This window comes from Pseudomonas sp. IT-347P (assembly GCF_949768005.1).
Taxonomy (GTDB): Bacteria; Pseudomonadota; Gammaproteobacteria; order Pseudomonadales; family Pseudomonadaceae; genus Aquipseudomonas.
Genome location: NZ_CATKPQ010000060.1, coordinates 120,009 through 146,084, shown reverse-complemented (window position 1 = coordinate 146,084; position 26,076 = coordinate 120,009). Strand labels below are relative to the sequence as shown.

Sequence of the window (26,076 nt, the reverse complement as noted above, 5' to 3'; positions counted from 1 at the left end):
GAGTAAAAGTTCATGTTCCCGATGACTCCCATCGCGGCTGCGCTTGCGCTGCTGTTTTGTGCCAGCGCAGCCGTGGCTTCCAACTCCGCCGGCACCACGCCGCGAAGTCTGTTGGCTCAGGCCAAAGGCCTGCCGGCGGATTTCGAGGAGCATTTCTTTGATGTACCGCTGGCGGTTCGGGTCGAACTCGATCAGCAGCCGCTGGGCGAGGCCATGGTGGTGTTGTCCCGCGACGATCGCATCACCCTGCTCGAATTCACCGACACCAGCGAAAACCGCTACGGCCCTGCCGAACGGGAGAAGTGGGCGGCCTATCTCAAACCTGGCGTGCCCTTGGGCAACTGCACCGGCTCTTGTCCGGATCAGGTGCTGGCCGTGCACTACAACCTGGAGAATTCGCTGGTATCGATCCTCACCGAAAACGCCGAACGCGACCTCGAAGCCAAGCGTTATTACGAGCAGCCGGAAGACGGCAGCCATGGCCTGATGGTGCGCAATCAGCTCAACCTCAACGGCGGTCAGGATCAGGATCCGGGCGGCCGCTTCGGTCTTGAGGCCAGTGGCAGTCTGGGCAACTGGAGCCAGACGCTGAACCTGCAACTGGCACGTCTCGGCGGGCCGGATGACAAGCTTTATCACGCCGTTCACGAGCTGCACACCCAGCGCGAACTGCAAGGCAGTTTTTTCCGCCTGGGCTATTTCACCCCCAATTCCGAAGGGCTGACCCGCCAACCGCGCACGTTCGGCACCAGCCCCGATACCGCCGTCGGCATCATGTATGGCAGCTCCGACAGCCTGGCCATCAACAGCCCGATGCCCAGCGTTTACCCGATCTATGTCACCGCCAACCGCCAGGGTTCGGTGGAGATCTATCGCGATGGCCTGCTGATCAACACCCAGTCGGTGCCCGCCGGTTTGCAGACCCTCGATACCCGACCATTGCCCGGCGGCATTTATGAAGTGGAAGTGCGGTTGGTCGAAGACGGCCAGATCACCTCCACCACTCAGGAGCTGGTGTACAAGCCCAGCAACTGGCGCAACCTTGACGACCGCTGGCGCTATAACGTTTTTGCTGGCGAGGAAAGCAAGTTGCTGAGCAACTGGGACACCCAGGCCAGCGGCAGCCCCACTGCCGGTGCGGCGGTCAATTACCTGCTGCACCCGCGGGTGATTCTCGGAGTGTCGGCGCGACAGATCCGCGAAAAACTGCAATACGGCACGTCCATCGACTGGACGCTGGCCAATCACATCAGCCTCTATGCCAACGTCTACAAGACCGAGGACTACGGCACCGGCCTGGACCTGCAAAGTCTCTACAACTACGGTTCCGGCAGCCTCGTTGTCAGCCACAACCGCAGCTGGCTCGACACCACCAACACCTACGACACCTTGCCGGATGGCACGCGTATTCGCCCGCGCAATGTGTTCGTCGGCCAGACCAGCAATTCCTCGCTGGCGCTTAACCACCGGGTGAACAGCAAAAGCACGATCAATGCGCGGGTGGCCCACAGTGAGGGCAACGTCGAAGGCATGGGCGTAGACCTCGGCTGGACGCAACGCACCACGTTGTTTGGCAGCGATGCCAGTTGGCGCTTGTCGGTGTTCGACCGACCGGGCAGTTACAGCAGTGGGGATGCGCGCAATCGCGGCGTCGATCTGAGCGTCAACCTGGCGTTGGGCACCCCCGGTCAGCAGCTCACCGGCAGCATCGGTTCGCGCACCGCCCGCGATGGCCAGCGCGACAACAATGCCTCGCTCGGCTGGCGCAAGGATCTCAAAGATCACGTGCTGCAAAGCGTCTCGGTGACGGCGCTCACCGACACCTACGGCCTGGGCATGTCGAGCCTGGCGAACTTCCGCACCGACGCGGTCAATGGCGATGGCTTCATTCAACGTTCGTCGTACAACGGCAACTTCACTGGCGGTCTCAACGTGGACAGTACGCTGGTGGTCGGCGGGCAGAAAATGCTGATGACCAGCCAGACCGAAATGCGCGGTGCGGGATTGATTGTCGATGTCGAATCGGATGTCGACGACATCCTGCTGCGTGCCGATGACTACAGCGGCGGTAGCGCGCCGCTGAAGCCAGGGCGCAATTTCATCCCGATCACCGCGTACCAGAACAGCTCGGTCAGTTTCGACTTCGAAGGCAACCACGTCCCGGCCGCCACCATCGCCCCGGCGCGCACCCGTTATCACTTGAACAAGGGCGGCGTGGAGTACCGCAAGATCCGCGTCATGCGCACCCTGACCGTACTCGGCCGTCTCGTCGACGGCCAAGGCAGGCCGCTCAAGGGGCATCACGTGATCAATCACGCCAGTCGCGGGGTCACTGAAGTCGACGGGTTCTTCTCGATGGAAATGAACGCCGGTTCCCCGACGCTGGAAGTGCGTCAGGGCAACCAGTTGTTGTGCCAGTTCCGCCTGGAGGAAAACCGCCATCGCAGCGAAAACAATGTGCTGATGATCGGTGATCTGCGCTGTACCCCGGACACCCTGGCCGACATCGCCCTCACCGAACAGAAGGCAGGTTGAACCGATGAAACTGTCCACGAAAATACTGGGGGTGTGTCTGGCGCTGGCCATGCCCCGCGCGGAGGCGGCCACCCAGGAAATACGGGCGATGTTTCAGCCCGATTCTTCGCAGCCGAACAAGAACGTGTTCGTTAACCAGACGCCAAACAGTGGCTATTGCGCGAAGTATCCTGGTGAATGTGCGCAGAACAACATGTTCAGCATTCAGATGCCGATGCGCGCGCCCTCCCTGCGTCCGCTGCTACCGGGTGATGGCATCCCGATCAAGGTCCCGGCGAACTGGCGGCAATTGCCGGTCATCAATGCCGACACCCAGGAAACCGAAATCGTCGAAGTACGCATTATCGGTATCGGGTCCGAATTCATTCTCAGTCATTCAGCGCTCGATCTGGCGGGCGGGACCGATCTGCGTGCAGCGCATCAAGCGTTGTGGGATAGCAGCAGTTGGGTCTATGCACCGGCGCCATGTCAGTACAGCGGTGTCGGCGCGTACTCCCCGACAACCTATCGGTTTTTCTGGAAAGCACCGGTCGAAGCCGAGTGCACCAAGGTCGCGAACCTCAGTATTCCGTGGATGACGTTCGACACCCTGGATTTTGCATATGAGCTGCGTACGCCCAATCCGCTGGGTATGTCTTCCGGGCTTTATACCGGTTCGATCAGTTACTCCATCGGCCCTACCGGCGATTTCACGTTCGGACCCGGGTTCATGCCTGATGACGGGAACCTGACCCTGGACTTCGTGCTGGACGTGCAGCACACCTTGAAGGTCGATCTGCCACCGGGTGGCAACAAGGTCGTGCTTGAACCCGAAGGGGGCTGGCGCAGCTGGCTCGACAGCGGCCGCAAGCCCACCCGGATCTTCCGCGACCAGATGTTCTATATCTCGGCTTCATCGCGTTTCAAGGTGATGCTTGAGTGCGAGTTCAGCGGCCTCTTCGATTGCTTGTTGAAAGATCCGGCAACTCAACGTGTCACCGCCGTGCAACTGAGTATCAGCCTGCCGGATGGTTTGAACGGGACTGACGGGCAACCGATAAAACGGCGTTATTTGCGCATCGGGGAAAACGAGGCACTTGGGGTTCGGCCGAATCTGTATGCGGACCGCAAAGTGGGCACCCTGCATTTCGAGATACCGCAGACCTATATGGATTTCATTCTCCGGCCGGGGCAGAGAGACACGTACATCGGCAATGTCACGGTGATCTGGGACTCCGAAGCATGAGCCTCGGGAGTCGACCAGCCTTTCTTGTTCAGGAGTTCAAAACGATGAAACGCAGTCTTTTGTCGGTCGTACTCAGCGTGTTTTGCCTCACGGCGCAGGCCGGCCCGCAGATCAACGTCGGCACGGTCTACGACTATCTCGATGCCGGCCAGAGTACTTATCTGAAACGGGTGTTCAACAGCGGTGATGCCACCGCGTTCGTCAAGGTCAACGTGCTGGAGATTGTCTACGACGCCGAGGGCAAACCGCAGGAAATTCCCGTGGTGAATGCCGCTGACGGTGCCTCGCGCAACGGTCTGATGGCCAGCCCGGCGCGGTTGATCGTTCCCGCGCAAGGCATGCAGGGCACGCGCTTGCTGTACATGGGCGAGCGTGATCGCGAGCGCTACTTTCGCGTGCGTTTCGTGCCGGTAGTGCCGGAAAAGGAAGACGAATTCGCCGTGACTGGCGAGGAACGCGAGGACTACAAAAAGTCCCTGACGGCCGGGGTCAACGTGATGACCGGTTTTGGCACGGTGTTTTTCGTACGGCCCAAGGATGCCCGCTACGCCACCGTCATCAATGACACCGAGAGCCGCTACGAGCTGCGCAACGATGGCAACACGGTGGTGGTGGTTGATGAATTCAGAAGCTGCTCGCTGAGCAAGGAAACCGACTGCGGCGCGACCACCAAACACCATGTGCTGGCCGGCAAGACCTTCGCCTTCGATAAGGAAAAGGGCCGTGAATACCGCTTTTTCCTGGTCGAAGGCACGGAGAAAAAATCCCTGAAGGTCGTCAGCCGCTAGGCCGGCGTCCCCTTGACGCAACGGGTAACCAACATGATCAAACAATGCACCGCCGTCGCGCTGATGGCCATGACCGGACTGACCACCAGCAGCGTCTGGGCGGCCCGCGAAGAGCACACCTTTGAAGTGTCGCTGACCATTCCCAGCCGTCCCTTTTACATTATTCCGGCGGAACCGGACTGGATCCACCGTCCGCAACGGCTCGACTGGAACCCTGTGACGGAAAGCCTGAGCAGCGTGCGCAGGTACTTCGACGTGCGCCACGACACCAGCGGCATCGAAGCGCGGCTGGAAGCCGAACCCTATCTGTCCAATGGCCGGGCCGGTGAAGAGATCAACCTGAGCGTCTCGTTCAACGGTGTGGAACTCAGCGCGCAGGCGACCCCGCGCGAGGTGGTTTCCAGAGATGAGGCGGCGGTGGGCACGCGAGTGTTGCTGCAGATCGCCCCGATCAAACCCGCCGGCGGTTATCGCGCCGGGGAGTACAGCGGCAATGTGCTGTTGCTGTTCAACGCCAGGACGCCGGGCGCGTGAGACCTATTGTGAAGCCAGCATTGTTGGCTCTGGAGAACGCTGTGAACTACTTGAAGTCCTCGTCGCGCGGCATCTGGCTGGCCTGGCTGCTGGTCACGGTGACCGGGGTTGCCTCGGCCGAAGTACACAACATCGAAGCCACGTTCGAGCCGGATTTCGCCAATCCGCATCGCAATCAATTCACGAATCGGACCCCGTCCGAAGGGTTCTGCCGGCAGGCGCCGTGGGCGTGTGAGCCGTTCGGTCTGTTCAGTCTGGTGGCGGCGATTCCCTTCACGGCCAACGGGCCCATCCTGGCCAACCATACCGATCCGCGCCAGGGTGGTATGGCCAAAGTCCCGTCCGACTGGCGTGATGTGATCGTCACCCATGAATCCGGTGACACACAGCTGCTGCAACTGCGAATTGCCGGCATCGGTCATGAAACCCAGTTGCCGGACACGGTCGGAAATATCACCGGTGGTGGCACCTGGCATGATCTGTGGGAGGGCGGCGCGTGGATGTATGCACCGCCACCCTGTCAAGGGGTCGGCACCTATTCCTCGGGTAATTACGGGTACAACAGTTTCTGGAAAGTGCCGACGGGCGCTGGCGTCTGCAGCAAACGGGCAAAATTCGATATTCCGGAGTCGATGCGTTACCTGTTTTTCGTCTACGCCTACGAACTGCGAACACCCAATCCGCTGCAGATGGACGCGGGTAATTACACCGGCTCGATCACTTATACCGTTGGCCCGAACGGGGACTTCGACATGGGTGATGTGATGATTCCAGACGATTCGTTGCTGACCCTCAATTTCAATCTGCGGGTCACTCATACGTTGAAAGTGGACATCCCTCCCGGGGGCAATCGCGTGGTATTGGAGCCGCAGGGCGGCTGGCAATCGTGGCTGAATCAGGGGCGCAAGCCGACGCGGCTCTACCGTGACCAGACGTTCAATATCTCGGCCTCGAGCCGCTTCAAGATGAGCCTGCAATGCCCGTACCACAGTGGCAACAACTGTGCGCTGTGGGAGCCGAATGCCGGCCACACGGTTGCGCTGGAAACCAGCGTAACACTGCCCAACGGACTGACGGATGGCGCCGGGCAGCCGGTCAATCGTCGCCGCTTGTTGCGCGATGGCAGTGGCACCGAGTTGTTTCAGCCAGGGTTTTACCTGGATCGCAAAGTCGGCACCCTGCATTTTGAAGTGCCCCGTGATGATGTAGAGGAAATGATCAAACCCGGCACTGCCCGAAGTTACTCGGGCAGTGTCACGGTGATTTGGGATTCAGAGGTTGGCTAGCGTCCACGGCCCCTCGATGGGGCCGGCTGCGTGGGAGGTTCAGAGCCCGGCTCGCACCAGGGCTTCACGGGTCAGTTGCCGCGACAGATCGTTGTGCGCGTAGCCGATGTCGTCCCGGTATTTGTTGTACCGGGCCTCACTCATGGCTTCACCGCTGAAGACGTCAAGGTGATCAATCCCCAGTTGATCAGCCAGCGTCGTCAATTTCTTTCCGAGCGGCGTCAACTGCTTCACATCGGTCTCGGCGGCCCATCGGTTCTGCGTCCTGCGCAATTCATCGAGCAGGTCGAATTTCTCCAGGGTGAGTGCGTCGTTGTCTGCGAAGCGTTGCGGCCAGGTGTTGCGCAGGTGGTGTTCCCAGAACGCATCGCTGCCCGGGTTGACCATCTTGCTCAGCAACCCGTCGCCTTTTTCAAAGGTGATGATTCGCTCGTAGGCCGCATCGATTTTCCGTTGGTCCACACCTGAGCGCGCTTGATAGAGCATGCCTTCGGATTCCCAAGGCAGATCCAGCCGCCCGGCGAGTCCGGTCTCGTAGGCAAGATGGATTTCCACTTCATCGGGGGGCGGGGTACTCGGATCGTTCGGGGTTATCAGGTTCTGCTGTTCCTGGCGGCTGTATTCTTCTTTGGCCAGATCGTTCAGCCGTTCCAGTCGGGCAGCACTGCGCGCCAGACGCACCAGGCGCGATTCCAGCTCCTCAGGGGTGAACGACTCGGCGTAGGCTTTGGACACCAGCACTTTGAGGCCCAGCGAGTTGAACAGCTGCGCGCCGAGGTCCCCGCAATCGTTCGGCGCTACAACCTGCCTGAACAGTTTTTCGCGCAGTTGCGAGTCCAGCGTCGCGGCCTCGATCATGTCCCAGACCCGTTTGGTCAGGCGTCGACGGGAGCGGTCATGGCGGTAATCCTCGCTGAATCGCTGGTGGCGGATGACGCTGAAAAAACCCTCGGAATCGGGTTCGGCCATCAGATCATGCCAAGACTCGTCGCGGTACTTTTTGAGTGCCACCGAAGGGCCGAATCCTTGCTCGTCTTCGGGAAACTGTTGCCAGTGGACGAGCTCGTCACGGGCGGCCGGCACAAACACTTGCTGGCGCGCAAAGCCTGTGGACTCGCGGTAGTCGCCCAGTCGGGCCATGTCGGCAGGCGAGAGCCTGGAGGTATTCCATCGCGCCCGACTGAGAATGAAGGCCTGATCGGAGCCCGGAGTGACCTCGGGCAGGTCGTTGATCGGTGTGTCGCGCATGTCCAGCATGAAGCGCCGGGGCCGGGGTTTGACCCGTCCACCGCTTTCGAACAAACCCTGCGGCCAGGACTGCAGTCGGGTATTGGCCAGACTCAATTCGGTCAACCGGTCCATCTGCCCGACATCGGGGGCGTAGCGCAGTGGATTGCCGTTCAGGTTGAGCGTCTCCAGTTGCCTCAGATCTCTCACCTGTTCGGCGGACTCGACGATGCGGTTGTCTGCCAGATCCAGGTCGCGCAATTGCCGCATCTGCGTGATCGCGGCAGGCACTTCGGTCAACTCGCACTGCCGCGCACTGAGTTGGCGCAAATGGGGGAAGCTGTTCAACAAGCCGTCGGGGCCTGCGGAAAAACGCGCGTTATCGAGCTTCAAGGCGCTGATCCGCGCCAGGTGCAGATCGATGCCGGGACGCTGGCGCAGATCCTTCCACCAGCGCTCCAGATTCGGACCGGGAAACTCTGAGGACAGGTCCAGTGTGTAACCCTGCTCGGGGTGGCTGCTGCGTTCACCGAATATCTCGCTCTTGCGTTCGAAACATTCGATCAAGGCCTGCTCGAGACGCTGCCCGCCATTGTGCAAATAGTCCCTCGGTGCACCATGGATCGGCTCCCCGGAACTGTCGATTTCGGGCGGATAGCTTTCCCGCCAGCCCTGCAAGGTCCTGCGCAAATGTTCACGGTCACTTTCCAGGCGCTTGATGGCCTCAACGGGATCACCCTTGTTTTGCAAGGCCTTGAGAAAAGCGTTTCGCTCCCGGACATCCATTTTCGGATACAACGCTTTGATGCGCTGTTCGGGGCTGCTGTCTCCCCAGAACTTTGGCCAGCCGCGAAGCAGCGTTTCGGTTTCCAGAGGGGCCACCGGACGGATCGGCGGAGCGGCCAGCAAGGTTCGGCGTTCTTCGACAGACGCTGTTTTTTCCATGATCCAGTCTTTCAAAAGCCACCCCTGATCGCGGGTGTAACCCAATGCCGTGCGTTGTTCGTCCGGCAGAGCATTGAGCAGGGCACGATAGAAATCGTCTGCGTCATGCAATGAGCGATTGTTGCCGTCCAGCACCTCGTAGCGGCCGGATTCGTTTCTGATCAACCGCCGCACGAGCGAGGCTTCTTGCGGCCCGGCGCTGGCGCGCAATGGTCCGTCAAAGGTGCCGTCGCGCACTTCGATGCGCAGGTCGGCGAAGGAGCCGGTGTGGGTTTTGAGACTGAACAGGGCCAGGCGCTCGGTGTCCGGCAGCAGTTCTTCGTGATAAAAACCGTCATAGGCACGGGCGCCTGCCGCTTCGAAATCCAGTTCCCGGGCTTGTGTCTTGAGGCGTAGAGGCAGCCGGTTGTCGACAGCGATACGTTGCAGTTCGGCGGCTTTGGCCTGGCTCAGAAGCTTTTCGGCCAGCGGCAGCGGCAAGTCAGGAAAGGTCTGCTTGACCACGCGCAGGTCGGCTTTTGCCGTCCGTTCGCCGAGGCGGTACAGGTATTGCGAAACTTCGTCCTGACGTTTCTCTACGGCATCGGCCAGCAGATCGCGCAGTGCCTGCGGGCGATCGGCGGGAGGCACATCACGTCCCAGCAGGGCATTCATCTCGCTGTCATCGAGAAAACCGTTGAGGCGCTCCGGCAGTCGTCCGCTGTTGAGATCGGTCTGGCTGATGGTCAGGGTATTGGCCTCGGTCGCTGCCGGGTTGCCGTACTTTCGCGTATAGCCATTCCATTGCAGGTGGTCATACTCGATTTTGATCGCCCGCTCCCGTGGCCAGCCGGGCAGGGCGGTGGCAATGGGCTCGAACCAGGCCGATTGCGGATCAAGCGGCTGGCCCGCGCGAATTTTGTCGATGGCGCTGCGCGCGTCGTCATCAGCGGCGACACGGTTGATGGCATCGGTGAGCAAGGGCGGGGGCGCCTGGTGTTCGTTGTGCATCTGGCGCAGCGCATCGGGTTCGGTGCCGCTGCTGATGCGGATCTGTTCCAGTTGCGCGGGGGAAAAACGCTCGACCTTGTGGCCCAGGCGCTGCATCAGGGTGGCGTCCGTCCATGCGCCCGGGTTTTCGGCTTCGTGGAGCCAGGCGCCATGGCCGTTGTGCTCAAGGGTCGGTCGGTAGGCGTTGGCGCGTCGCGGATGTTTGATCCGGTGCGTGCGCGAGTCCGGATGCGTGGAGGTTTTTTCGACACTGTAGAGCTTGCCATCAAGCGGCAGAATGCTGTTGCTGCCGTATCGATGCAGGCCGTGGTTGTCAGGTTGCGAAGTGCTCGGCAGGCTCAGGTCTTTCTGTTCATACGGCGCCAGGTCGGCATGCCACAGCGCCGGTTTACCGTCAGGCAGGCGCACCGGCTTCATGCTTTCGACCAAGGGTGACAACTTGAGCTTGAAGACATCGCCGATGTTCGCGCCGGCAGCGAACGCCGCGAATTGAATAGCCTCGGTGACGACGCTGATCACGTGGTCAACGACTTCCTGCCAGAGCCCTTCGCCGATATCCACCAGGCCCTCGACGACCTCGGTACCGATCTGGTAAGCGGTCCAGGCCATCATCAATTCTCCGACCCCCGGCACGAACGGCGTGGCAATCAGCAGGGCGGCGTTGAAAATGTCCGAGGCGATTTTTTTGAAATTGTCCCACCAGGCCCAGCGCTGATTGGTGTCGGTGTCGGCTGTCGAAACGGCGGTCACCCGCGCATCGTTGAGGATCTTGTTGAATGCCTGTCGATAGACATAGCCCCAGTAATCGCCCTGCAGTGGCAGGAGCCTGAACTGCATGTGAGGATTGGTGCGCGGTTCCTTGCGCCAGATTTCCTGCTGGTCAGTCGGATCGGCGCGCGGGTGATGGCGGGTAATGAACAGTTGATCGTCCAGTGCGGCAAAAAAGTGCCCGCGTTCCTGCTGATCGACAAACTGGCTGAAAAACTGCCGATAGGTATAGGTCTTTTTCGGCGGCCCGAAGGATTTGTCTTCGCGTAACTGGCGGGTCAATTCATCCTTGAAGGCCCTGAGCGATTCATATTCCTTGAGCGGGTGCTCCGGGTCGTGGGGAACGTAGCAGATCACCCGTCGCACGCCGCGGTTGTCGCGCACCTTGTGGATCAACAACAACACGCCGGTCAGTCGCGTACCGAGGATCGACAGGTCGCAGCACATCATTGCTCGCCCGTTGAGCAGCAGTTGCGGTGTGTCTGCGGCCAGGGTCAGTACCATTTTGTAGGCGTCGTACGCGATGTCAGCCTTGAGCAATGCCAGGTGGGCGGCGACGGCGAGCGCGTCTTTGCGGCTTGCGCTGACTTTGTGTTGCAGGGTCGCGGCGGCCACCGGTTCGTCACTCAGCAGGAGACTCTCGAGGTGCTTCATGTATTGCGCGCCAATGTCCAGGTCCCGGCACAGCTGCTGGAATTGCCCGACTGACATTGTTGCCTTGATCGGCAAAACATCGAACAGCCCACGCTTGTCCGGTTTGCTGATGTATTGCGAATGCGGGTCGACCTTTTCGCTGTCGGCAAAGTTATGCAGCGCCGCATCGAGCAGCGACACCGTGCGGGCGACGTGAGCTTTTTCGATATGGGCGGCGTACCAGGGCAAGTCTTTGGGCATGTACAGGCGCAGCCAGGTGTTTTTGACGTCCAGCTCGATCCCGTAATCCGCCTTGATCTTTGCCTTGAGCAGAGGTTCGGCGAAGGCGTACAGGTCGATCCTGGTCAGCAAGTGGTCGACCTGGTTCTGCGAGCCCCACGCCTTGACGTTGGCGGCGGCGAGTTTGTCGATATAAGAGGAAGGGGCACTGCTGTACCACGGTTCAGGCTTGAGGCGTGTGGTGGCGATTACTGCTGCGCGGCTGAGGGTGAGGGTTTTGAAACTGTCGCTGACGGCGGATTTGATGAGTTCGTGGTGCCGCCCTTTATCGGCGTTTAGCGCCGGCTCGGGTGAGAGCGTCATGGCCAATCATCCTTGATTGTTTGAGGAGTGATCAGCCTACCCGGCGGGACTTAAAACAACAGCTCAAAGATCAGAAGACAAACGCCGCTGCACGGGATGAATCCGCCGAAAATTCGAATCTGAAAAATACATAAATACCACCCGTCGAAGCGAAAAATCGTCACCCTGATGCAGAAAAAGCCGACACGATTTGTTACCTCGCTGTAGGGCGCGGTGCCTCGAGCATCGCCACGCTGGCGGACAGCGTCGGTTTGCATTGTGAGTCACTGCCCGGTTGCAGGTACGGCGTGAGAATCGGCGCCATGCCCTTGAGCACCTGCGTAGGCAGGGCCGAGGTGAATTTGAAGTTCTCTGCCGAGCGACCCGGAACGAAGGCGGTCAGCGTGCCGAAGTGGTGGTCGCCGATGTAGAACACAAAAGTTGCCGTGCGGTTGATCGACTTTGAGCTGATGATCCGTCCGCCCGAACCGATGGCCGCGATGCGGTTGTCCCCGGTGCCGGTTTTGCCGCCCATGGCCAACGGCGTGCCGTCGGGCAATTTGAAACTGCCGGACACACGTTTTGCCGTACCGGCATCGACCACTTGTGACAGCGCCTCGCGCATGGCTCTGGCGACTTCCACCGGCATTACCCGTTTGCCGACATGCGGGTCGTTGACCAGCTTCGTTTCGTAAGGCGTGCCGGCGGCAAAGTGCAGCGTGTCGATGCGCAGCGTGGGCATGCGCACGCCGTCATTGAGGATGGTGCCGATCAACTCGGCCAGTGCGGCGGGACGGTCACCGGAGCTGCCAATGGCGGTGGCCAGCGACGGCACCAGATGATCGAACGGGTAGCCGACTTTCTGCCAGCGCTGATGAATGTCGAGGAAGGCTTCGATCTCGAGCATGGTGCGGATACGACTGTCGCGGGCGCCTTTGTGCCGGCTCTTGAACAGCCAGCTATAGACTTCCTGACGTTCGAAATGACTGGCCTTGACGATGTCGCTGAAGGTCGCGTCCGGGTGGTGCAACAGGTAGCCCATCATCCACAAGTCCAGAGGATGCACCTTGGCGATGAACCCTTGGTCAGGCAAGTCGTAACTGCCGGGGCCGTAGGCATCGTAGAGGCGGATCAGGCGATCGTCAGTCAGTTTTTCGCTGAGCTTGGCGCCTTTGAGGTGCGAGCGCACGAACGTGTTGAAATCTTCCTGACTGGCATCGGGCAGCAAGTAACGATGCACGGCGGCCATGCGGATCGGCGTCGGGCGCATGCTGTCGAGGAAGGTGTCGAGACGCGCCTGAGTATCCTTGTTTTTGTATTTCTTCCAGAACTTGAGTTGGAACGCGGTGCCTTCGCGGTCGGCGAAATTCGCCAGGTATTCCTGGCGGCGCGGATCGCGATCGTCCTTGAGCAGCTCGGCACTGCTGTTGGGCCCTGAGTAAGTGACATAACGCACCACATCGCGCATCAGCCGAATGAACGGCAGGTTGATCGACTCACGCAGGGCATCGCGCAGGGTCGGCAGGCGGCCGTTGTCTTCCTTGCGAAAGTTGTGGAACGTGTGCAAACCGCCGCCGGTGAAAAATGCCTCACCGGGGCTGGCCGAGTATTTGCGATCCAGCGCCGCGCCGAGCATCTTCGACAGGTCGTGATCCTTGTTCTGGATCAGGTACTCGATCACCCATTGGCTCAGGCGATCCTGGTCGGGGACTTCGACCTTCTTCAACTCCGCCACGCTCATGGCGGCGTACTTGTCGTGCAGTTCGGCGATGATCTGCAGGTACGTGGTGAGCACGCGCATTTTCGCGGTTGAGCCGAGTTCGAGTTTGCTGCCTTCATTGATGTCGAACGGCTGGTCGGTGCTGTCGGTCTGCACCCGCACGCGGGAACCGTCCGCGGTCAGTTCAAAGAGGGTGAAGCTGTAGCGCACTTGCGTGGTGCTGGTCGGCGTCAGCAAGCGTTCACCGAGCAGACCGATTTCGGCGGCGTAGGCCGGGTCGGCAAGTTTTTTCAGGTACGCGGTGGCCTGGGTTTGCAGATCGCCCTGCAGGGTGCTGGTGGCCGAGAGGTCGAGGCGGTCGAGGTCGTACAGCGGCCGGTTGAGCATGCTTGCCAGACGACTGCGGGCGACGCTGATGCCCTTGTTGGTTTCGATGGGTTGCATCGTTGGCTGCGTCTGCCAGTCGCGGTAGCTGACGGTACTGGCCAGTGCGGCATCGGCCAGTGCGCTGTCGATCACGCCGCTTTGCTTGAGCAGGCGCAAATGGCTGTCGGTGAGGTTGGCCAGTTCTTCGCGGCCCTTGGTCAGGTAATGCGAAGGGCGGCGTTGGGCAATCATCAGTGAAAGCATTTCGCGCAGGGCCAGACCTTTTTCGGCCATGGTTTTCGCATCGGTCGCGGGGCTGTTCAACTGGGCATTGGCCTGGTTGAAATCGGTGCCGTACCAGACCCGCAAGCCTTCGGCCATGCCATGCACTTCACCGTGGCCCGGTACTGCCGACAACGGCACGCTGTTGAGGTAATCGCGGACGATGTTCTGCCGGGCGCCAAGGGTTTCAGGCCCGGGCTGATAAGCACGCACACTCGCGGAGATCATCTGGCGAAGCTTTTCTGCGCCGGACACCGTCAGGCCATCGGGCGAGTGTCGGTACTTTTCCAGCTGCGTCGCCAGCGTGCTGCCGCCGGCGGATTGCCCGGGCAGACGCAGCAGTTTCGCCACTTGCGACCACGCGGCCATGCCGAACCGTGGCCAGTCCACCGCCGGGTTGGCCAAGGGCTGTTTCGGATCGAGCAGAAAGCGGTTCTCGATGAACAACAGACTGCTGACCACCACCGGCGGAATCGCCGCGAAGTCCGAATACAGCTGTTGCGGATAGTTGTATTTGTACAGCGGTTGGGCACGGCAATCGGTGATCGACAGACCTGCCTGAATCTTCTCGGAATAAGGTACGAACAGGCCTTTGTCGGTGTAGCTGAGCAGCGCCGGGGAAAAACGTGTCTGTTCGGTGATCACGTAATTGCGCTTGAGCAGGCGCGGCAGAAACTCATCCAGAGCGCTGTAGCCCAAGCGCTGGTCGAAAGGCCCGTTACCCGGATAGCGAATCGCTTCGCTCGGGCCAGGTTCCAGCTTGTAGGTCAGGCCGGCAGCGTACTGGCTCAGTTCCCGGGCCTGAAAGCGCGAAGTGCGCATTTCTTTGGACGCGGCCAAACCCACTACCACCGCAATAATCAGCAGCAACAACCAGAAAGCCTTCCACCCATGCCGTTTGCGGCGGGTATTTTCAGGGACAGGCGCTTGATCATCCACACGTTCAGTCGGAACCACGGCTTTACTCGAATCGGTTTGCCACAAAGCGCCCATAGTCGATTGATCCATTCACGCAGATTGATCGGACTTGTCTGAAGCTTAGACGGTGGTTGGGGGTGGTGAAAAAAATGTGAAGGGTTGGTGGAGGGTCGGTTACTGAAGAAATCTGAACCGCAACATCGGGCGACAGGGTTGCGACAGCACAGGTGGGCAGCCATTCAGAAAAGATGCCTGGCTTTTGAATTGACCCAATGAACAATAGAACCGTACAGGATCACCCATGTGGCGGGGAGCTGGCCGCTGGAAGGGCGTTCGATGATTCGCTAAGTCCCCTCATCACAAGATTTGGCGCTGCAGGGCGATGGAGATAGCCGTACCCGGGCATGACGATGCACCAATGCTGTGCAATACTCGGCGGCTTTTTTAGTGGCGAATATTCCTACGTAAAGCAGGTAATGCCTCTCCGCAAACCGGGCTTTAGCCGAGAGTTGTCGCTGAATGTTGTGGTTTATAGAGTGAAAACGCCTGCCCCAGGCTTTTTATACTGCACGCCCCGCTGATCTTGCAGGTGGTCCTGCAAGACGCGTCTGCCCACGAGGCTGACGCGGTTTCGCGGCAGCCAAGGCCTATCGGCCGACGCTGCCACACTCGGTGGTCATATCCAATAACAAGACGAGGTTGCACCCCTATGCCAGTTGGCAATCACCTGCCTCACGGCGACACCGCTCAGGGCGGTCCGCTCAAACGTGAACTCGGCGAACGGCATATTCGCCTGATGGCACTCGGTGCCTGTATCGGCGTCGGCCTGTTTCTGGGTTCCGCCAAGGCCATCGAAATGGCCGGCCCGGCAATCATGCTGTCCTACATTCTCGGCGGTCTGGCGATCCTGGTCATCATGCGCGCCCTTGGCGAGATGGCCGTGCATAACCCGGTCGCCGGTTCGTTCAGCCGGTACGCGCAAGACTATCTCGGCCCGTTGGCGGGTTTTCTCACTGGCTGGAACTACTGGTTCCTGTGGCTGGTGACCTGTGTCGCGGAAATCACCGCGGTGGCGGTGTACATGGGCATCTGGTTCCCCGATGTGCCGCGCTGGATCTGGGCGCTGGCGGCGCTGATCAGCATGGGCTCGGTCAACCTGATCGCGGTGAAGGCGTTCGGTGAATTCGAGTTCTGGTTCGCCCTGATCAAGATCGTCACCATCATTGCGATGGTCATCGGCGGCGTCGGCATCATCGCCTTCGGTTTCGGCAATGACGGTGTGGCGCTGGGGATTTCCAACCTGTGGGCGCATGGCGGCTTCATGCCCAACGGCGTGACTGGCGTGTTGATGTCGCTGCAAATGGTCATGTTCGCCTACCTCGGAGTCGAGATGATCGGTCTGACCGCCGGTGAGGCGAAGAATCCGCAGAAGACCATTCCCGATGCGATCGGCTCGGTGTTCTGGCGGATTCTGCTGTTCTATGTCGGCGCGCTGTTTGTGATTCTGTCGATTTATCCGTGGAACGAGATCGGCACTCAGGGCAGCCCGTTCGTGATGACCTTCGAGCGTCTGGGCATCAAGACTGCCGCCGGCATCATCAACTTCGTGGTGATCACCGCAGCCTTGTCGTCGTGCAACGGCGGTATCTTCAGCACCGGGCGCATGCTCTACAGCCTGGCGCAGAATGGCCAGGCGCCGGCCGGTTTTGCCAAGACTTCGAATAACGGCGTGCCGCGTCGTGCATTGTTGTTGTCGATCGCTGCCTTGTTGCTGGGCGTGCTGCTCAACTATCTGGTGCCGGAAAAAGTCTTCGTCTGGGTGACCTCGATCGCCACCTTCGGCGCGATCTGGACCTGGGTGATGATCCTGCTGGCCCAGCTGAAATTCCGCAAAGGTTTGAGCGCCAGCGAACGAGCCGGCCTGAAATACAAGATGTGGCTGTATCCGCTCAGCTCGTATTTTGCGCTGGCGTTTCTGGTGCTGGTGGTGGGCCTCATGGCGTACTTCCCTGACACCCGCGTTGCGCTGTATGTGGGGCCTGCGTTCCTGGTGCTGCTGACCGTGTTGTTCTACGTGTTCAAGCTACAGCCGAATAATCTGCCGCAACGTGCCGCGCGCTCGCTGCCGTAAGATTTCAGGCGTTCAAGGCCATCACCAAAGATCGCTGTCTGCAGCAATACCTGCATCGTTTCAATCATGTAGATATTGTTTCAGGAAGCGATCTTTTTTTGTTGTAACAGTAATCGAGAAATTTTCCTTTGTTATTTTAAGAAGCATTTTTTAAAGTGCGCCTGGACGCATCAGGCGAATACCTGTCGTGGGTTTTCGCCAAGTTGTGCTGGTCTGTACCTGTTGTTGATAATGTTCAGTGACATTAGCCAAGTAACAGTTTTTCATGATTGTTGCTTAATTGGCTATCTGTCGTTGTTGGCACACTCTATTGGTAATGTTTTGGCGGTTTCATGTTTCGCTGAATTCATTATCTACTTTGGGCTCTATTAATCCTGTCAAGGAAAAACAGATGTCTCAATCCAATGTAGACGTTGTTGCTGAAGTATCGTCATCCGAAAGTAATCAGCTGGAAGAAATCGCAACTTTTCTGGAAGTCGAGAAAGTCACTCCCCATCCGTTTGCCGACTTTGCCGGAGCATTGTCCTGGCCGATTCCACTGACGACTGCACAGCAAAAAGAGGCCTTGCACGCCACCAGTGTTTATCTGGACAGCCTCGATATTGTGTCGATACCCGGTGCCGGAGTATTGGACTACCTGGATGCTGACGAGCCGCTTTCAAATGCGGCACTGAGTGATCCGCCCTCAGCACTGGCTCGCCTTATCACCAGTCCTCGCGGCCAGGCGCTGGGGCAGGCGATCCAGACCCGCTTGAACGGAATCGCCACGGATGTGAGCGTTCGGGAATACACAATGGCGGGCATCCATTTGAGCCTGCATCAGGGAGATATTGATCAACCGTCGCATGACAAAGTTGCCGGTTTTGACCTGGCCGGAGAGAAACTTTGGGGCAAACCTGTTTTGGCGGTTTTTGACAATCTGACTGATTACTTGATCAAGGAACGCCTGAGCAGCCGGAAACTGGCTGGATTGACAGCGACACTGTTGCTGGTTCGCAAAGCGCCCGAGTTTCTCATCGAAAAGTTACCTGCCAGTCTGAAATACGGCACGGCGGCATGGTTCAACCTGAAAGTTGCAGCGCGAACGATCGAGGCTCACACACCCGGAAAAGTAGCGTACATGACGTTTTCCCAAGTCATGGCCAGCGCAGAAAGTGCCGCGCTGATCGACTCGCAAGTTGCGCCGCAAGTTCACGCTGCCGCGCTGGCAGGTTGGGGCGTGGTCAGCGGTGTATTGCACAAGAGCAACGACGAACTTTACACCCGCGACGAGTTGGAAAACGTCAAGACCCACTACAATCAGCAACTCGCTGACCGCCTCAATGCTTCGATACTGTTGAACAGCGAACTTCCCAGCCGCAAAGTCATCGCACTGGACAGACTCAAGGAAACATTCAAAGGCGACATTCCTTTCGAAGAGCGACTTCTGCAACAGCCCGCTGTGGCCGCTGATGAAGGTGTCCTCTTGTACCCGACACTGAACGGCCGATATTCGCTGCTCGACATCGCCATGATGGGAGGCCCTCCCTACTATCAATGGACGACCCGCGATCCGCGCTTGCTGCCGCTGCTTGGTCAGATCAATGCACCGTTGAAACTTGGCGTGGTCGAGACCTTCAAGGCTCAATTTGAGAGTGCCGTCAGCAACCTCAAGCAAGGTGCGCGGCTGATGGTGAAACATTTGATCGCCGAGTTGCCGCTGGAGGAAAGAAAAAATCTCGAATACGGCCAGGTCTCCTTTTACCAACACAAGACTTATCGTTTGAGTCTCGGTTTCTTCGGTCGAAACCTGATATCCACAAGCGGCACCCTGCGCGTGAAAGTTGATCTGGGCCATGAGTCGAAGCTGTATGAGATCGATCTGAAACAAGGCGTTATCCATACCAGGACCTACAACCCGGCGGAAGCGACGGAACGCACCGATGCTTCCGTTCCGAGCATCCAGTACACCATCGAACCGTTCATGTTGGCTGACGAGTCGAAGGCCGGGAAGCTCCTGCCACAGATCGCAAAAAGAACGTCGGTGCCCGCCAGTTATTCGAGCGAGAGGACCGAGCTGATTGCCGAGGCCTTTGTTGAGCATCTCGATCTGGACAATGAGGACATTCTCGAGGCCGCCAAAGGCCAGACTACGCAAGACTTGGAAAACGCGGCGGTGCAGAAGGTTATTGATTTCGTGGTCGACCTGATCCCGTTCAAGTCGGCGATCACCAACTTCGTCAACGGCAACTATTTCGACGGTGCAATGGATCTGTTTTTCGATGTATTGGGCTTTGTGACTGCCGGTGCGAGTGTGGCCGGGAAACTGGCCAGAATAGGCGTTTCCACGGCCTCAGCCATCAGCAAGACACTCAAGGCTGCGAGAATAATCGGTGCGGTGGTGATTACCGAACTCAACCCGTTGACCGCTTTGCGCGACGTGGGCGTCGGCGTTACCCGGCTTGTCGGTCACGGGCTCCGATTCATCGCAGAGCATGGTCTGCAGCAAATCATGAAATTACGCAGGGCGACGGACGCCAGCGAATTGCTGCAGCTGTTGCGCAAAGAACACGGGCCGACGCTGATCGGTGCCTGGAGGATAGGCGAGCAAAGTGTCGATGGCCTCGGCGTGCTGAAAAACGAGCAGTGGTATCACTACAATCCGCTGAGCAATCGTCTGTATGGCGCGCCTGGCGATTTCCGGCCCAAGCCTGGCCGCTTCGCACTGGTCGGATTCGCCAATAACGACCTCAAGCCTTTCAGCATCAAGCCAGCGCAACTCAGCGGACTTGAAGCCAATGCCCAAGGTATTTATCGCAGTGCCGATGGGCAGCACTTTTATATCCGCAACATTGATGCAACCGGCAAGGAAGCGGTGTATGGCATCAGGAACGATTTCAATCTGGGTGATGATTTGACGGACGTGGTGATTGTTGACAAGACCAATCGCACCCAGGGTCCCAGGCTCTGGCAAGTCGCGCCGGATCAATGGCAGCCCATTTCACTGCGTGGCGGCGATCTTCCGTCGGCGGGAACACCCGGGTCGGCGGGTGCAATTGTCGATGAAAGTGCCAGTCTTACCCATCAGCTTCGGTACACCTCAAGCAATCCGCTTCGTCCCGACTCGGCGTTTACGCGCGAGCGGCTGCCCAACGGTTTATGGGAGCCTGTCATCGAAGTCGTGACTCGCAGCCAGATTGCGCATCTGGGGTATGACTTGGGCCCTCCATCGACGATGCGTTACTCGCTTCAGCACACCAGCATCCATGAGGCCTTGTCGCCCTCGCAACTGAGCCGGTGGCCGGTGGCGACAGAGTTGTTGCAACCGGACCGGGTCAACTACGGCGTCGAGATCACGTCTCAACTGGTCAACAAGGAAGGCGGTGCCAGTTTCGTTTTTGTCATGGAACGCGTTCAGCCCGCCAATTCGGTCAAGGCACAATTCAACGCGCTGAAAATTCATGATCCCAAAATCGCCACGCTGCCTGAACGGTCGGATGCGGTGGTGGGCTATTGGGCGGCTCAGGGAGGCTACGTGGATATCCCGGTACATCCCGGTCTGGGACAGCCGGATCATTTATTCACTCCCGGTTTCAGTGGCTGCTCATTGGTGGTCGATCAGATGGACGCCGGTCGTCTGCGGGTAAGACATGTCGAGGGTGGCAAGGAGCTGGTGCAGTACAACGGCCTTGCCGCGCATGAACATGGCCTGGGGCTCAGTGCGTCCATGGAATATCCCGATTATGGTCTGCGGGTGGATGCAAGCGGTCGGGCGGACTCAAGGTTATTGGGTTTCGCGTTTATGAAATATGACCGTTCGGCGCGGGCCTGGAAGCTGTATTACCAGGCCAACGAAGGCGCTGCCACGATCGTGAAATATTCGCCGGAGAAACCTGGCTGGTTTACCTCGCCGGACACGCTGGTGAGCGTGTACCCCAGCACCAGCGTAGTGAAAACCGTTATCAGGCCTGTGCCGGTCCTGGAGGGGGCAACAGGCGCGTGATGTAAGCGGGACGAAGAGCGCCAATCCGGAGCAGATTGGCGCTTTGCGGTTACGCGGCCGCGACGTCCTGCGGCTCAAAACTATCCGCCCGCGCCATCTGCCACATCCGCGAGTAAAACTCGCCATTCACGTCGCCGGTGAGCAATTCCCCCGGTTTCAGGAACACATGCAGCTGCGAGAACAACTTGATCTCGGTGGCCGACATGCGCCGCACCAGGTGCTTGGCCGACAGTTGCGACGGATGCTCAAGGCCGGCGGCGGCGAGCATTTCCGCCAGTGCCTTGAGGGTATTGCGATGGAAGTTGAACACGCGCTGCGCCTTGTCCGGCACCACCAGCGCGCGTTGGCGCAAGGCGTCCTGGGTGGCCACGCCGGTCGGGCATTTGTTGGTGTGGCACGACTGCGACTGGATGCAGCCGATGGCGAACATGAAGCCGCGCGCGGAGTTGGCCCAGTCGGCGCCGATGGCCAGCACGCTGGCGATGTCGAAGGCGCTGACGATCTTGCCGCTGGCGCCGAGTTTGATCTTGTCACGCAGATTCAGGCCGACCAGGGTGTTGTGCACGAACAGCAGGCCTTCGCGCATCGGTACGCCGATGTGGTCGGTGAACTCGACCGGTGCGGCGCCGGTACCTCCTTCCTTGCCGTCGACGACGATGAAGTCCGGAAGAATGCCGGTTTCCAGCATGGCTTTGGCGATGCCCATGAACTCCCACGGATGGCCGAGGCAGAACTTGAAGCCCACCGGTTTGCCGCCGGACAGTTCGCGCAGTTGCTGGATGAACTGCATCATCTCGATCGGTGTGGAAAACGCGCTGTGACGTGACGGTGAGATGCAGTCTTCGCCCATCAGAATGCCGCGGGTATCGGCGATTTCCTGGGTGACTTTGTGCTTGGGCAGGATGCCGCCGTGGCCGGGCTTGGCACCCTGGCTCATCTTGATTTCGATCATCCGCACTTGCGGGTTCTGCGCCTGGGTGGCGAAGCGTTCCGGATCGAAACGGCCGTCGCTGGTGCGGCAACCAAAGTAGCCACTGCCCAGTTCCCAGGTGAGGTCGCCGCCGTGTTCACGGTGATAGGGGCTGATGCTGCCTTCGCCGGTGTCGTGGGCGAAGTTGCCGAGTTTTGCGCCCTGATTCAACGCGCGAATGGCGTTGGCGCTGAGCGAACCGAAGCTCATCGCCGAGATATTGAACACCGAGGCCGAGTACGGCTGGCTGCACTGCGGGCCACCGACGGTGACGCGGAAACTGCTCGGGTCGCTCAACGGCGCCGGACGCATTGAGTGGCCAATGAATTCGAACCCGGATTGATAGACATCGATCAGCGTGCCGAACGGTTTGTCGGCGGTTTCGTTTTTCGCTCGCGAATACACCAGCGAACGCTGGGCGCGGGAGAAGGGCAGGGCGTCGCTGTCGGACTCCAGCAGATACTGGCGGATCTCCGGGCGGATGCCTTCGACCAGGTAGCGGATGTTGCCGAGGATCGGGTAGTTGCGGCGCACGGCATGTGGACTTTGCAGCAGGTCGAACAGACCCAGCAGGCTCAGCGCAGCGGTGACGGCGGTGATTGGCCACAGCCAGTCATGTGCGAGGAAGGGCAGGCTGGCGAGGGTGAAAATCACACAGACGGCAAAGAAGGCGTAGCGGCTCAGGAGTGACAGGCTCATACGGTTTCCTTGGTTCGGACTCGGAATGATCAGCGCCGCAGTTCCTTGTGGGAGCGTAAATCGCGCTGTTTCAGGCGTTTTGTGCCTGAAGAAAAATCGAAAACAGCTCGGATTGGGATTTGATCCCCAGCTTGCTGTACATGTGTTTCTTATGGACTTTCACGGTTTCCACGGAGATTTCCAGCTTACGGGCGATTTCTTTACTGGAGCAACCGCTGAGCATCAAACGCCCGACATCCAGTTCCCGCGCCGTCAACTGCGCGCCTTTGAGTTGCTGCACCGAGGCCTCCAGTTGCACCCGCCAGTCTGCCCGGACAGGGGCGGCGGCGAGGGCCACGGTTTCGTTGATCTCGTACGGCAGGCGCTGACGCAACAGGCCCAGCACCCATGGCTGAATCAAAGACAGCAGGGCGATCTGTTCGCCAGTGAAACGTTTTTCACTGCCCAGCGACAGACACAACGTGCGCTCGCCTTCGAGTTGGCAATTGAACTGGATTTCGTCCGCCACGACATTCAGACGAAAGTATCGTTGGTAATACTCAGTCAGTTCGAAATGCTCCGGCGCCACTTCCGACAGGCGATACAGACCGGTGCGCGTTTGCTCGCGACAGGCGATGTAGAAGGGATCGAGCAAGTACAGACCACGCAGATAATCCTGAAACAATGGATCAGGATTGCCGTCTTCGCCCGGGCATTCGGCGAAGACTTGCGGGTGTTGATCGGCGCTGAACAGCAGCGCCACCCAGCTATCGAACGGCACGTACTGGTCGAGCAGGCGCACCAGTTGCGCCCAGAAATTCGGCTTGTCCAGCGCTTCGATCAGTTGCCCGACGGCGCGGTGCCAGGTGATGTCGTCAAACGAAAGTGTCATCGATCTACCCCTATCGGGTTACCCCGGCCGCGTAATTCCCTGACCGGCTGCTTGCTGCGCATACTGGCCCACAGACAGCCACCGGGCAATCTTTCAGCGCCCGCTGCTCATTACAAGGAATGCCCATGAAAGTCGAACTCGCCCAATTGGCGGGCCGTGACAATGCCACGGCCTACAACCTCGAACGCGCACTGGCAGCGATTGCCGCGTGCGCGGCCGACACGCAATTGATCGTGTTTCCGGAAACCCACCTGATGGGCTTCCCGACGGCCGCGACTGTCGCGCAAACCGCCGAACCGCTCGACGGCCCGACCGTCAGCGCCGTGCTGGCCGCCGCGCGCGCACGCAATATTGCTGTGGTCATCGGCATGGCCGAGAACGACAACGGTCGTTTCTACAACACCACGCTGCTGATCACCCCTGAAGGCATCGCTCTGAAATACCGCAAGACCCATTTGTGGGCGTCGGATCGCGGCGTATTCGAGGCTGGCGACCGCTACGCCACGTGCGAATGGAACGGCGTGCGCGTCGGCCTGTTGATTTGCTACGACATCGAATTCCCCGAGTCGGCCCGTGCGTTGGCGCAACTCGGCGCCGAACTGTTGATCGTGACCAACGGCAACATGGACCCCTACGCGCCGACGCATCGCACCGCGATCATGGCCCGGGCGCAGGAGAATCAGGCCTTTGCGTTGATGGTCAACCGTGTCGAGGCGGGGGATGACGGTCTGGTGTTTGCCGGTGGCAGTGCCCTGGTCGATCCGCTGGGTACGTTGCTGTTCGAAGCGGGGCGTGAGGAAGGGCAGTTCAGCGTTGAGCTGGATTTCGCTCAGTTGGAGATTGCGCGCAGGGATTACCGCTATCTGGATGATCAGCGCTTGAAGTTGCCGGGGGAGGTGGTGGAGCGGAGCGATGGTGTTCGTGAATTGTTGATTCCACGCCGTTGACCGATGCCCTCACCCTGACCCTCTCCCAGAGGGAGAGGGGACTGACCGAGCTGATTGTTCGAGGTACGCCGACCTGAAATACCGAATCGTACTCAGGATTTGAAGCTGCGAGCTCAAGTCGAACTCAGGATTTGAGTCTACGAGTTCAAGTCGAACTCAGGGTTTGAAACCCATGGAGATCGGCTCCCTTTCCCCCTCTACCCCCTGGGGGAGAGGGCTGGGGTGAGGGGGAAAAGATTTCAAGTCGAACCAGGCATTCAAGCAACACCAGAACAACAAAACCAACCCGAAAACATTCGCCGAATCCGGCTCTGCCATAAATCCAATAATATTCGGAGTAAGTCGCCCATGGCTCGTTTGCAACGCACCCTTTCGTTAGGGTCGGTGGTGCTGTTCGGCATCGCCTACATGACGCCGATCATTGTCCTCGGCACCTTCGGCATCCTCGCCCAATCCACCGCCGGCATGGTGCCCGCTGCGTATCTGGCGGCGCTGGTGGCGATGTTCTTCACGGCGATGAGTTACGGGCGCATGGCCGCCGCGTTCCCGGTGGCCGGTTCCGCTTACAGCTACGTGCGCAAGGCGATCAGCCCGAAACTCGGCTTCATCGCCGGTTGGGCAGTGCTGCTCGATTACCTGTTTCTACCCATGGCGATCTGGCTGATCGGCGCGGCCTATCTGGCGTCGGCATTCCCGTCGATCCCGCAATGGATCTGGGTGCTGGCCTTCATCGGCATCACCAGCGCAATCAACATCATCGGCCTGAAACTGGCCAACGGCATCAACGCCTTGCTGATGCTGGTGCAGTTCCTTGTGCTGATCGCCTTCGTCGCGCTGTGCGTGCACTACGTCGGTGGCGATGCGAGCACGCCGTTGTGGTCGATCAAGCCGTTCTTCAATGGCGAGATGCAGATGCCACTGATCATGAGCGGTGCGGCGATCGCCTGCTATTCGTTCCTTGGCTTCGATGCGGTCAGCACCTTGACTGAAGAAACCCGCGACCCCCGCCGTACCATCCCACGGGCGATCATGTTGATCACTCTGATTGGCGGACTGATCTTCGTCGGCGTTTCATACTTCGTGCAGATCGCCCATCCGTCGTTGCAGTTCGCCAGCGTCGACTCGGCCGCCTACGAAATCGCGCGCAATATCGGTGGTGATCTGTTTGTCTCGATCTTTCTGATCGGTCTGATTGTCGGCCAGTTCGCCTCGGGGCTGTCGGCGCAGGCCAGCGGCTCGCGACTGCTGTTCGCCATGGGCCGCGACGGGGTGTTGCCGAAGTCGTTCTTCGGCACCTTGCACGCGCGCTTCGGCACACCGGTCAACAGCATCCTGCTGTGCGCCGTGGTGGCGTTGCTGGCGCTGAAACTCGACGTGACCACCTCGACCTCGTTCATCAACTTCGGCGCATTCCTGGCGTTCAGCCTGGTCAATTTGTCGGTGATCTTCCATTACTGGATCGGCGGCGAGAAAAAAGGCCCGCGCGAATTGCTGCTGTTTCTGCTCTTCCCGTTCATTGGGCTGGTCGCGGATTTGTGGCTGATGGTCAGCCTTGATCATCTGGCGGTGTATCTGGGCTTGAGCTGGCTGGCGATTGGCGTGGTGTATCTGGCGGTACTCACCGGCGGCTTCCGCCGCCAGCCGCCGGAGATGGATTTTCAGGAAACCACCTGAGAC

Annotated in this window: 13 protein-coding genes; 9 read left to right on the top strand and 4 right to left on the bottom strand. The window is 59.4% G+C overall.

Features of this window, described 5'->3' with window-relative positions; translation table 11 throughout:
- Positions 1 to 12 precede the first annotated feature (12 nt).
- Genes ACM6IV_RS27595 through ACM6IV_RS27575 form a run of 5 tightly spaced genes read left to right on the top strand, consistent with a single transcriptional unit; the run spans position 13 to position 6,368 of the window.
- A complete protein-coding gene (locus ACM6IV_RS27595; protein ID WP_414872502.1) occupies positions 13 to 2,535 on the top strand; it encodes a CS1-pili formation C-terminal domain-containing protein in 2,523 nt (840 codons plus the stop codon).
- A gap of 4 nt (positions 2,536 to 2,539) precedes the next feature.
- Positions 2,540 to 3,760 (top strand): hypothetical protein, encoded by a 1,221-nt coding sequence (locus ACM6IV_RS27590; protein WP_414872501.1) that lies wholly within the window; start codon positions 2,540 to 2,542, stop codon positions 3,758 to 3,760.
- 44 nt (positions 3,761 to 3,804) lie between these two features.
- Positions 3,805 to 4,548, top strand: a complete 744-nt coding sequence (locus ACM6IV_RS27585; protein WP_414872500.1) for a molecular chaperone — start codon at positions 3,805 to 3,807, stop codon at positions 4,546 to 4,548.
- A 33-nt stretch (positions 4,549 to 4,581) separates the two neighbouring features.
- Positions 4,582 to 5,082: a CS1 type fimbrial major subunit gene (locus ACM6IV_RS27580; RefSeq protein ID WP_414872499.1), complete on the top strand. Its 501-nt coding sequence runs from the start codon at positions 4,582 to 4,584 to the stop codon at positions 5,080 to 5,082.
- Positions 5,083 to 5,132: 50 nt separating this feature from the next.
- Complete coding sequence (locus ACM6IV_RS27575) at positions 5,133 to 6,368, top strand: hypothetical protein (RefSeq protein WP_414872591.1); 1,236 nt, start codon at positions 5,133 to 5,135, stop codon at positions 6,366 to 6,368.
- A gap of 39 nt (positions 6,369 to 6,407) precedes the next feature.
- Here the strand turns inward: ACM6IV_RS27575 and ACM6IV_RS27570 are convergent, their stop codons facing one another.
- Entirely contained in the window at positions 6,408 to 11,534 is a 5,127-nt protein-coding gene (locus ACM6IV_RS27570) for a dermonecrotic toxin domain-containing protein (protein ID WP_414872498.1), read from the bottom strand.
- A gap of 193 nt (positions 11,535 to 11,727) precedes the next feature.
- Entirely contained in the window at positions 11,728 to 14,874 is a 3,147-nt protein-coding gene (locus ACM6IV_RS27565) for a transglycosylase domain-containing protein (RefSeq protein ID WP_414872497.1), read from the bottom strand.
- Between the two features lie 634 nt (positions 14,875 to 15,508).
- Between ACM6IV_RS27565 and ACM6IV_RS27560 the strand changes: the two genes are divergently transcribed.
- Both ACM6IV_RS27560 and ACM6IV_RS27555 read left to right on the top strand, forming a co-directional pair.
- Positions 15,509 to 16,930: an amino acid permease gene (locus tag ACM6IV_RS27560; protein ID WP_414872496.1), complete on the top strand. Its 1,422-nt coding sequence runs from the start codon at positions 15,509 to 15,511 to the stop codon at positions 16,928 to 16,930.
- A 391-nt stretch (positions 16,931 to 17,321) separates the two neighbouring features.
- Positions 17,322 to 20,912 (top strand): hypothetical protein, encoded by a 3,591-nt coding sequence (locus ACM6IV_RS27555; RefSeq protein WP_414872495.1) that lies wholly within the window; start codon positions 17,322 to 17,324, stop codon positions 20,910 to 20,912.
- Positions 20,913 to 20,961: 49 nt separating this feature from the next.
- On the opposite strand, the gene ACM6IV_RS27550 is transcribed toward ACM6IV_RS27555, so the two are convergent.
- Both ACM6IV_RS27550 and ACM6IV_RS27545 read right to left on the bottom strand, forming a co-directional pair.
- A complete protein-coding gene (locus ACM6IV_RS27550; RefSeq protein ID WP_414872494.1) occupies positions 20,962 to 22,581 on the bottom strand; it encodes an FMN-binding glutamate synthase family protein in 1,620 nt (539 codons plus the stop codon).
- Between the two features lie 70 nt (positions 22,582 to 22,651).
- The gene (locus ACM6IV_RS27545; RefSeq protein WP_414872493.1) at positions 22,652 to 23,452 is read right to left on the bottom strand and encodes a response regulator transcription factor; all 801 of its coding nucleotides are present in this window, start codon (positions 23,450 to 23,452) and stop codon (positions 22,652 to 22,654) included.
- Between the two features lie 125 nt (positions 23,453 to 23,577).
- Between ACM6IV_RS27545 and ACM6IV_RS27540 the strand changes: the two genes are divergently transcribed.
- A complete protein-coding gene (locus tag ACM6IV_RS27540) occupies positions 23,578 to 24,399 on the top strand; it encodes a carbon-nitrogen hydrolase family protein (protein ID WP_414872492.1) in 822 nt (273 codons plus the stop codon).
- Positions 24,400 to 24,747: 348 nt separating this feature from the next.
- The gene (locus tag ACM6IV_RS27535; protein ID WP_414872491.1) at positions 24,748 to 26,073 is read left to right on the top strand and encodes an APC family permease; all 1,326 of its coding nucleotides are present in this window, start codon (positions 24,748 to 24,750) and stop codon (positions 26,071 to 26,073) included.
- Positions 26,074 to 26,076: the final 3 nt, after the last annotated feature.

Coding starts and splice junctions, on each gene's coding strand:
- ACM6IV_RS27550 (WP_414872494.1), bottom strand. CDS start 22,581: ATGAGCCTGTCACTCCTGAGCCGCTACGCCTTCTTTGCCGTCTGTGTG.
- ACM6IV_RS27555 (WP_414872495.1), top strand. CDS start 17,322: ATGTCTCAATCCAATGTAGACGTTGTTGCTGAAGTATCGTCATCCGAA.
- ACM6IV_RS27545 (WP_414872493.1), bottom strand. CDS start 23,452: ATGACACTTTCGTTTGACGACATCACCTGGCACCGCGCCGTCGGGCAA.
- ACM6IV_RS27535 (WP_414872491.1), top strand. CDS start 24,748: ATGGCTCGTTTGCAACGCACCCTTTCGTTAGGGTCGGTGGTGCTGTTC.
- ACM6IV_RS27565 (WP_414872497.1), bottom strand. CDS start 14,874: ATGGGCGCTTTGTGGCAAACCGATTCGAGTAAAGCCGTGGTTCCGACT.
- ACM6IV_RS27595 (WP_414872502.1), top strand. CDS start 13: ATGTTCCCGATGACTCCCATCGCGGCTGCGCTTGCGCTGCTGTTTTGT.
- ACM6IV_RS27560 (WP_414872496.1), top strand. CDS start 15,509: ATGCCAGTTGGCAATCACCTGCCTCACGGCGACACCGCTCAGGGCGGT.
- ACM6IV_RS27585 (WP_414872500.1), top strand. CDS start 3,805: ATGAAACGCAGTCTTTTGTCGGTCGTACTCAGCGTGTTTTGCCTCACG.
- ACM6IV_RS27590 (WP_414872501.1), top strand. CDS start 2,540: ATGAAACTGTCCACGAAAATACTGGGGGTGTGTCTGGCGCTGGCCATG.
- ACM6IV_RS27540 (WP_414872492.1), top strand. CDS start 23,578: ATGAAAGTCGAACTCGCCCAATTGGCGGGCCGTGACAATGCCACGGCC.
- ACM6IV_RS27580 (WP_414872499.1), top strand. CDS start 4,582: ATGATCAAACAATGCACCGCCGTCGCGCTGATGGCCATGACCGGACTG.
- ACM6IV_RS27570 (WP_414872498.1), bottom strand. CDS start 11,534: ATGACGCTCTCACCCGAGCCGGCGCTAAACGCCGATAAAGGGCGGCAC.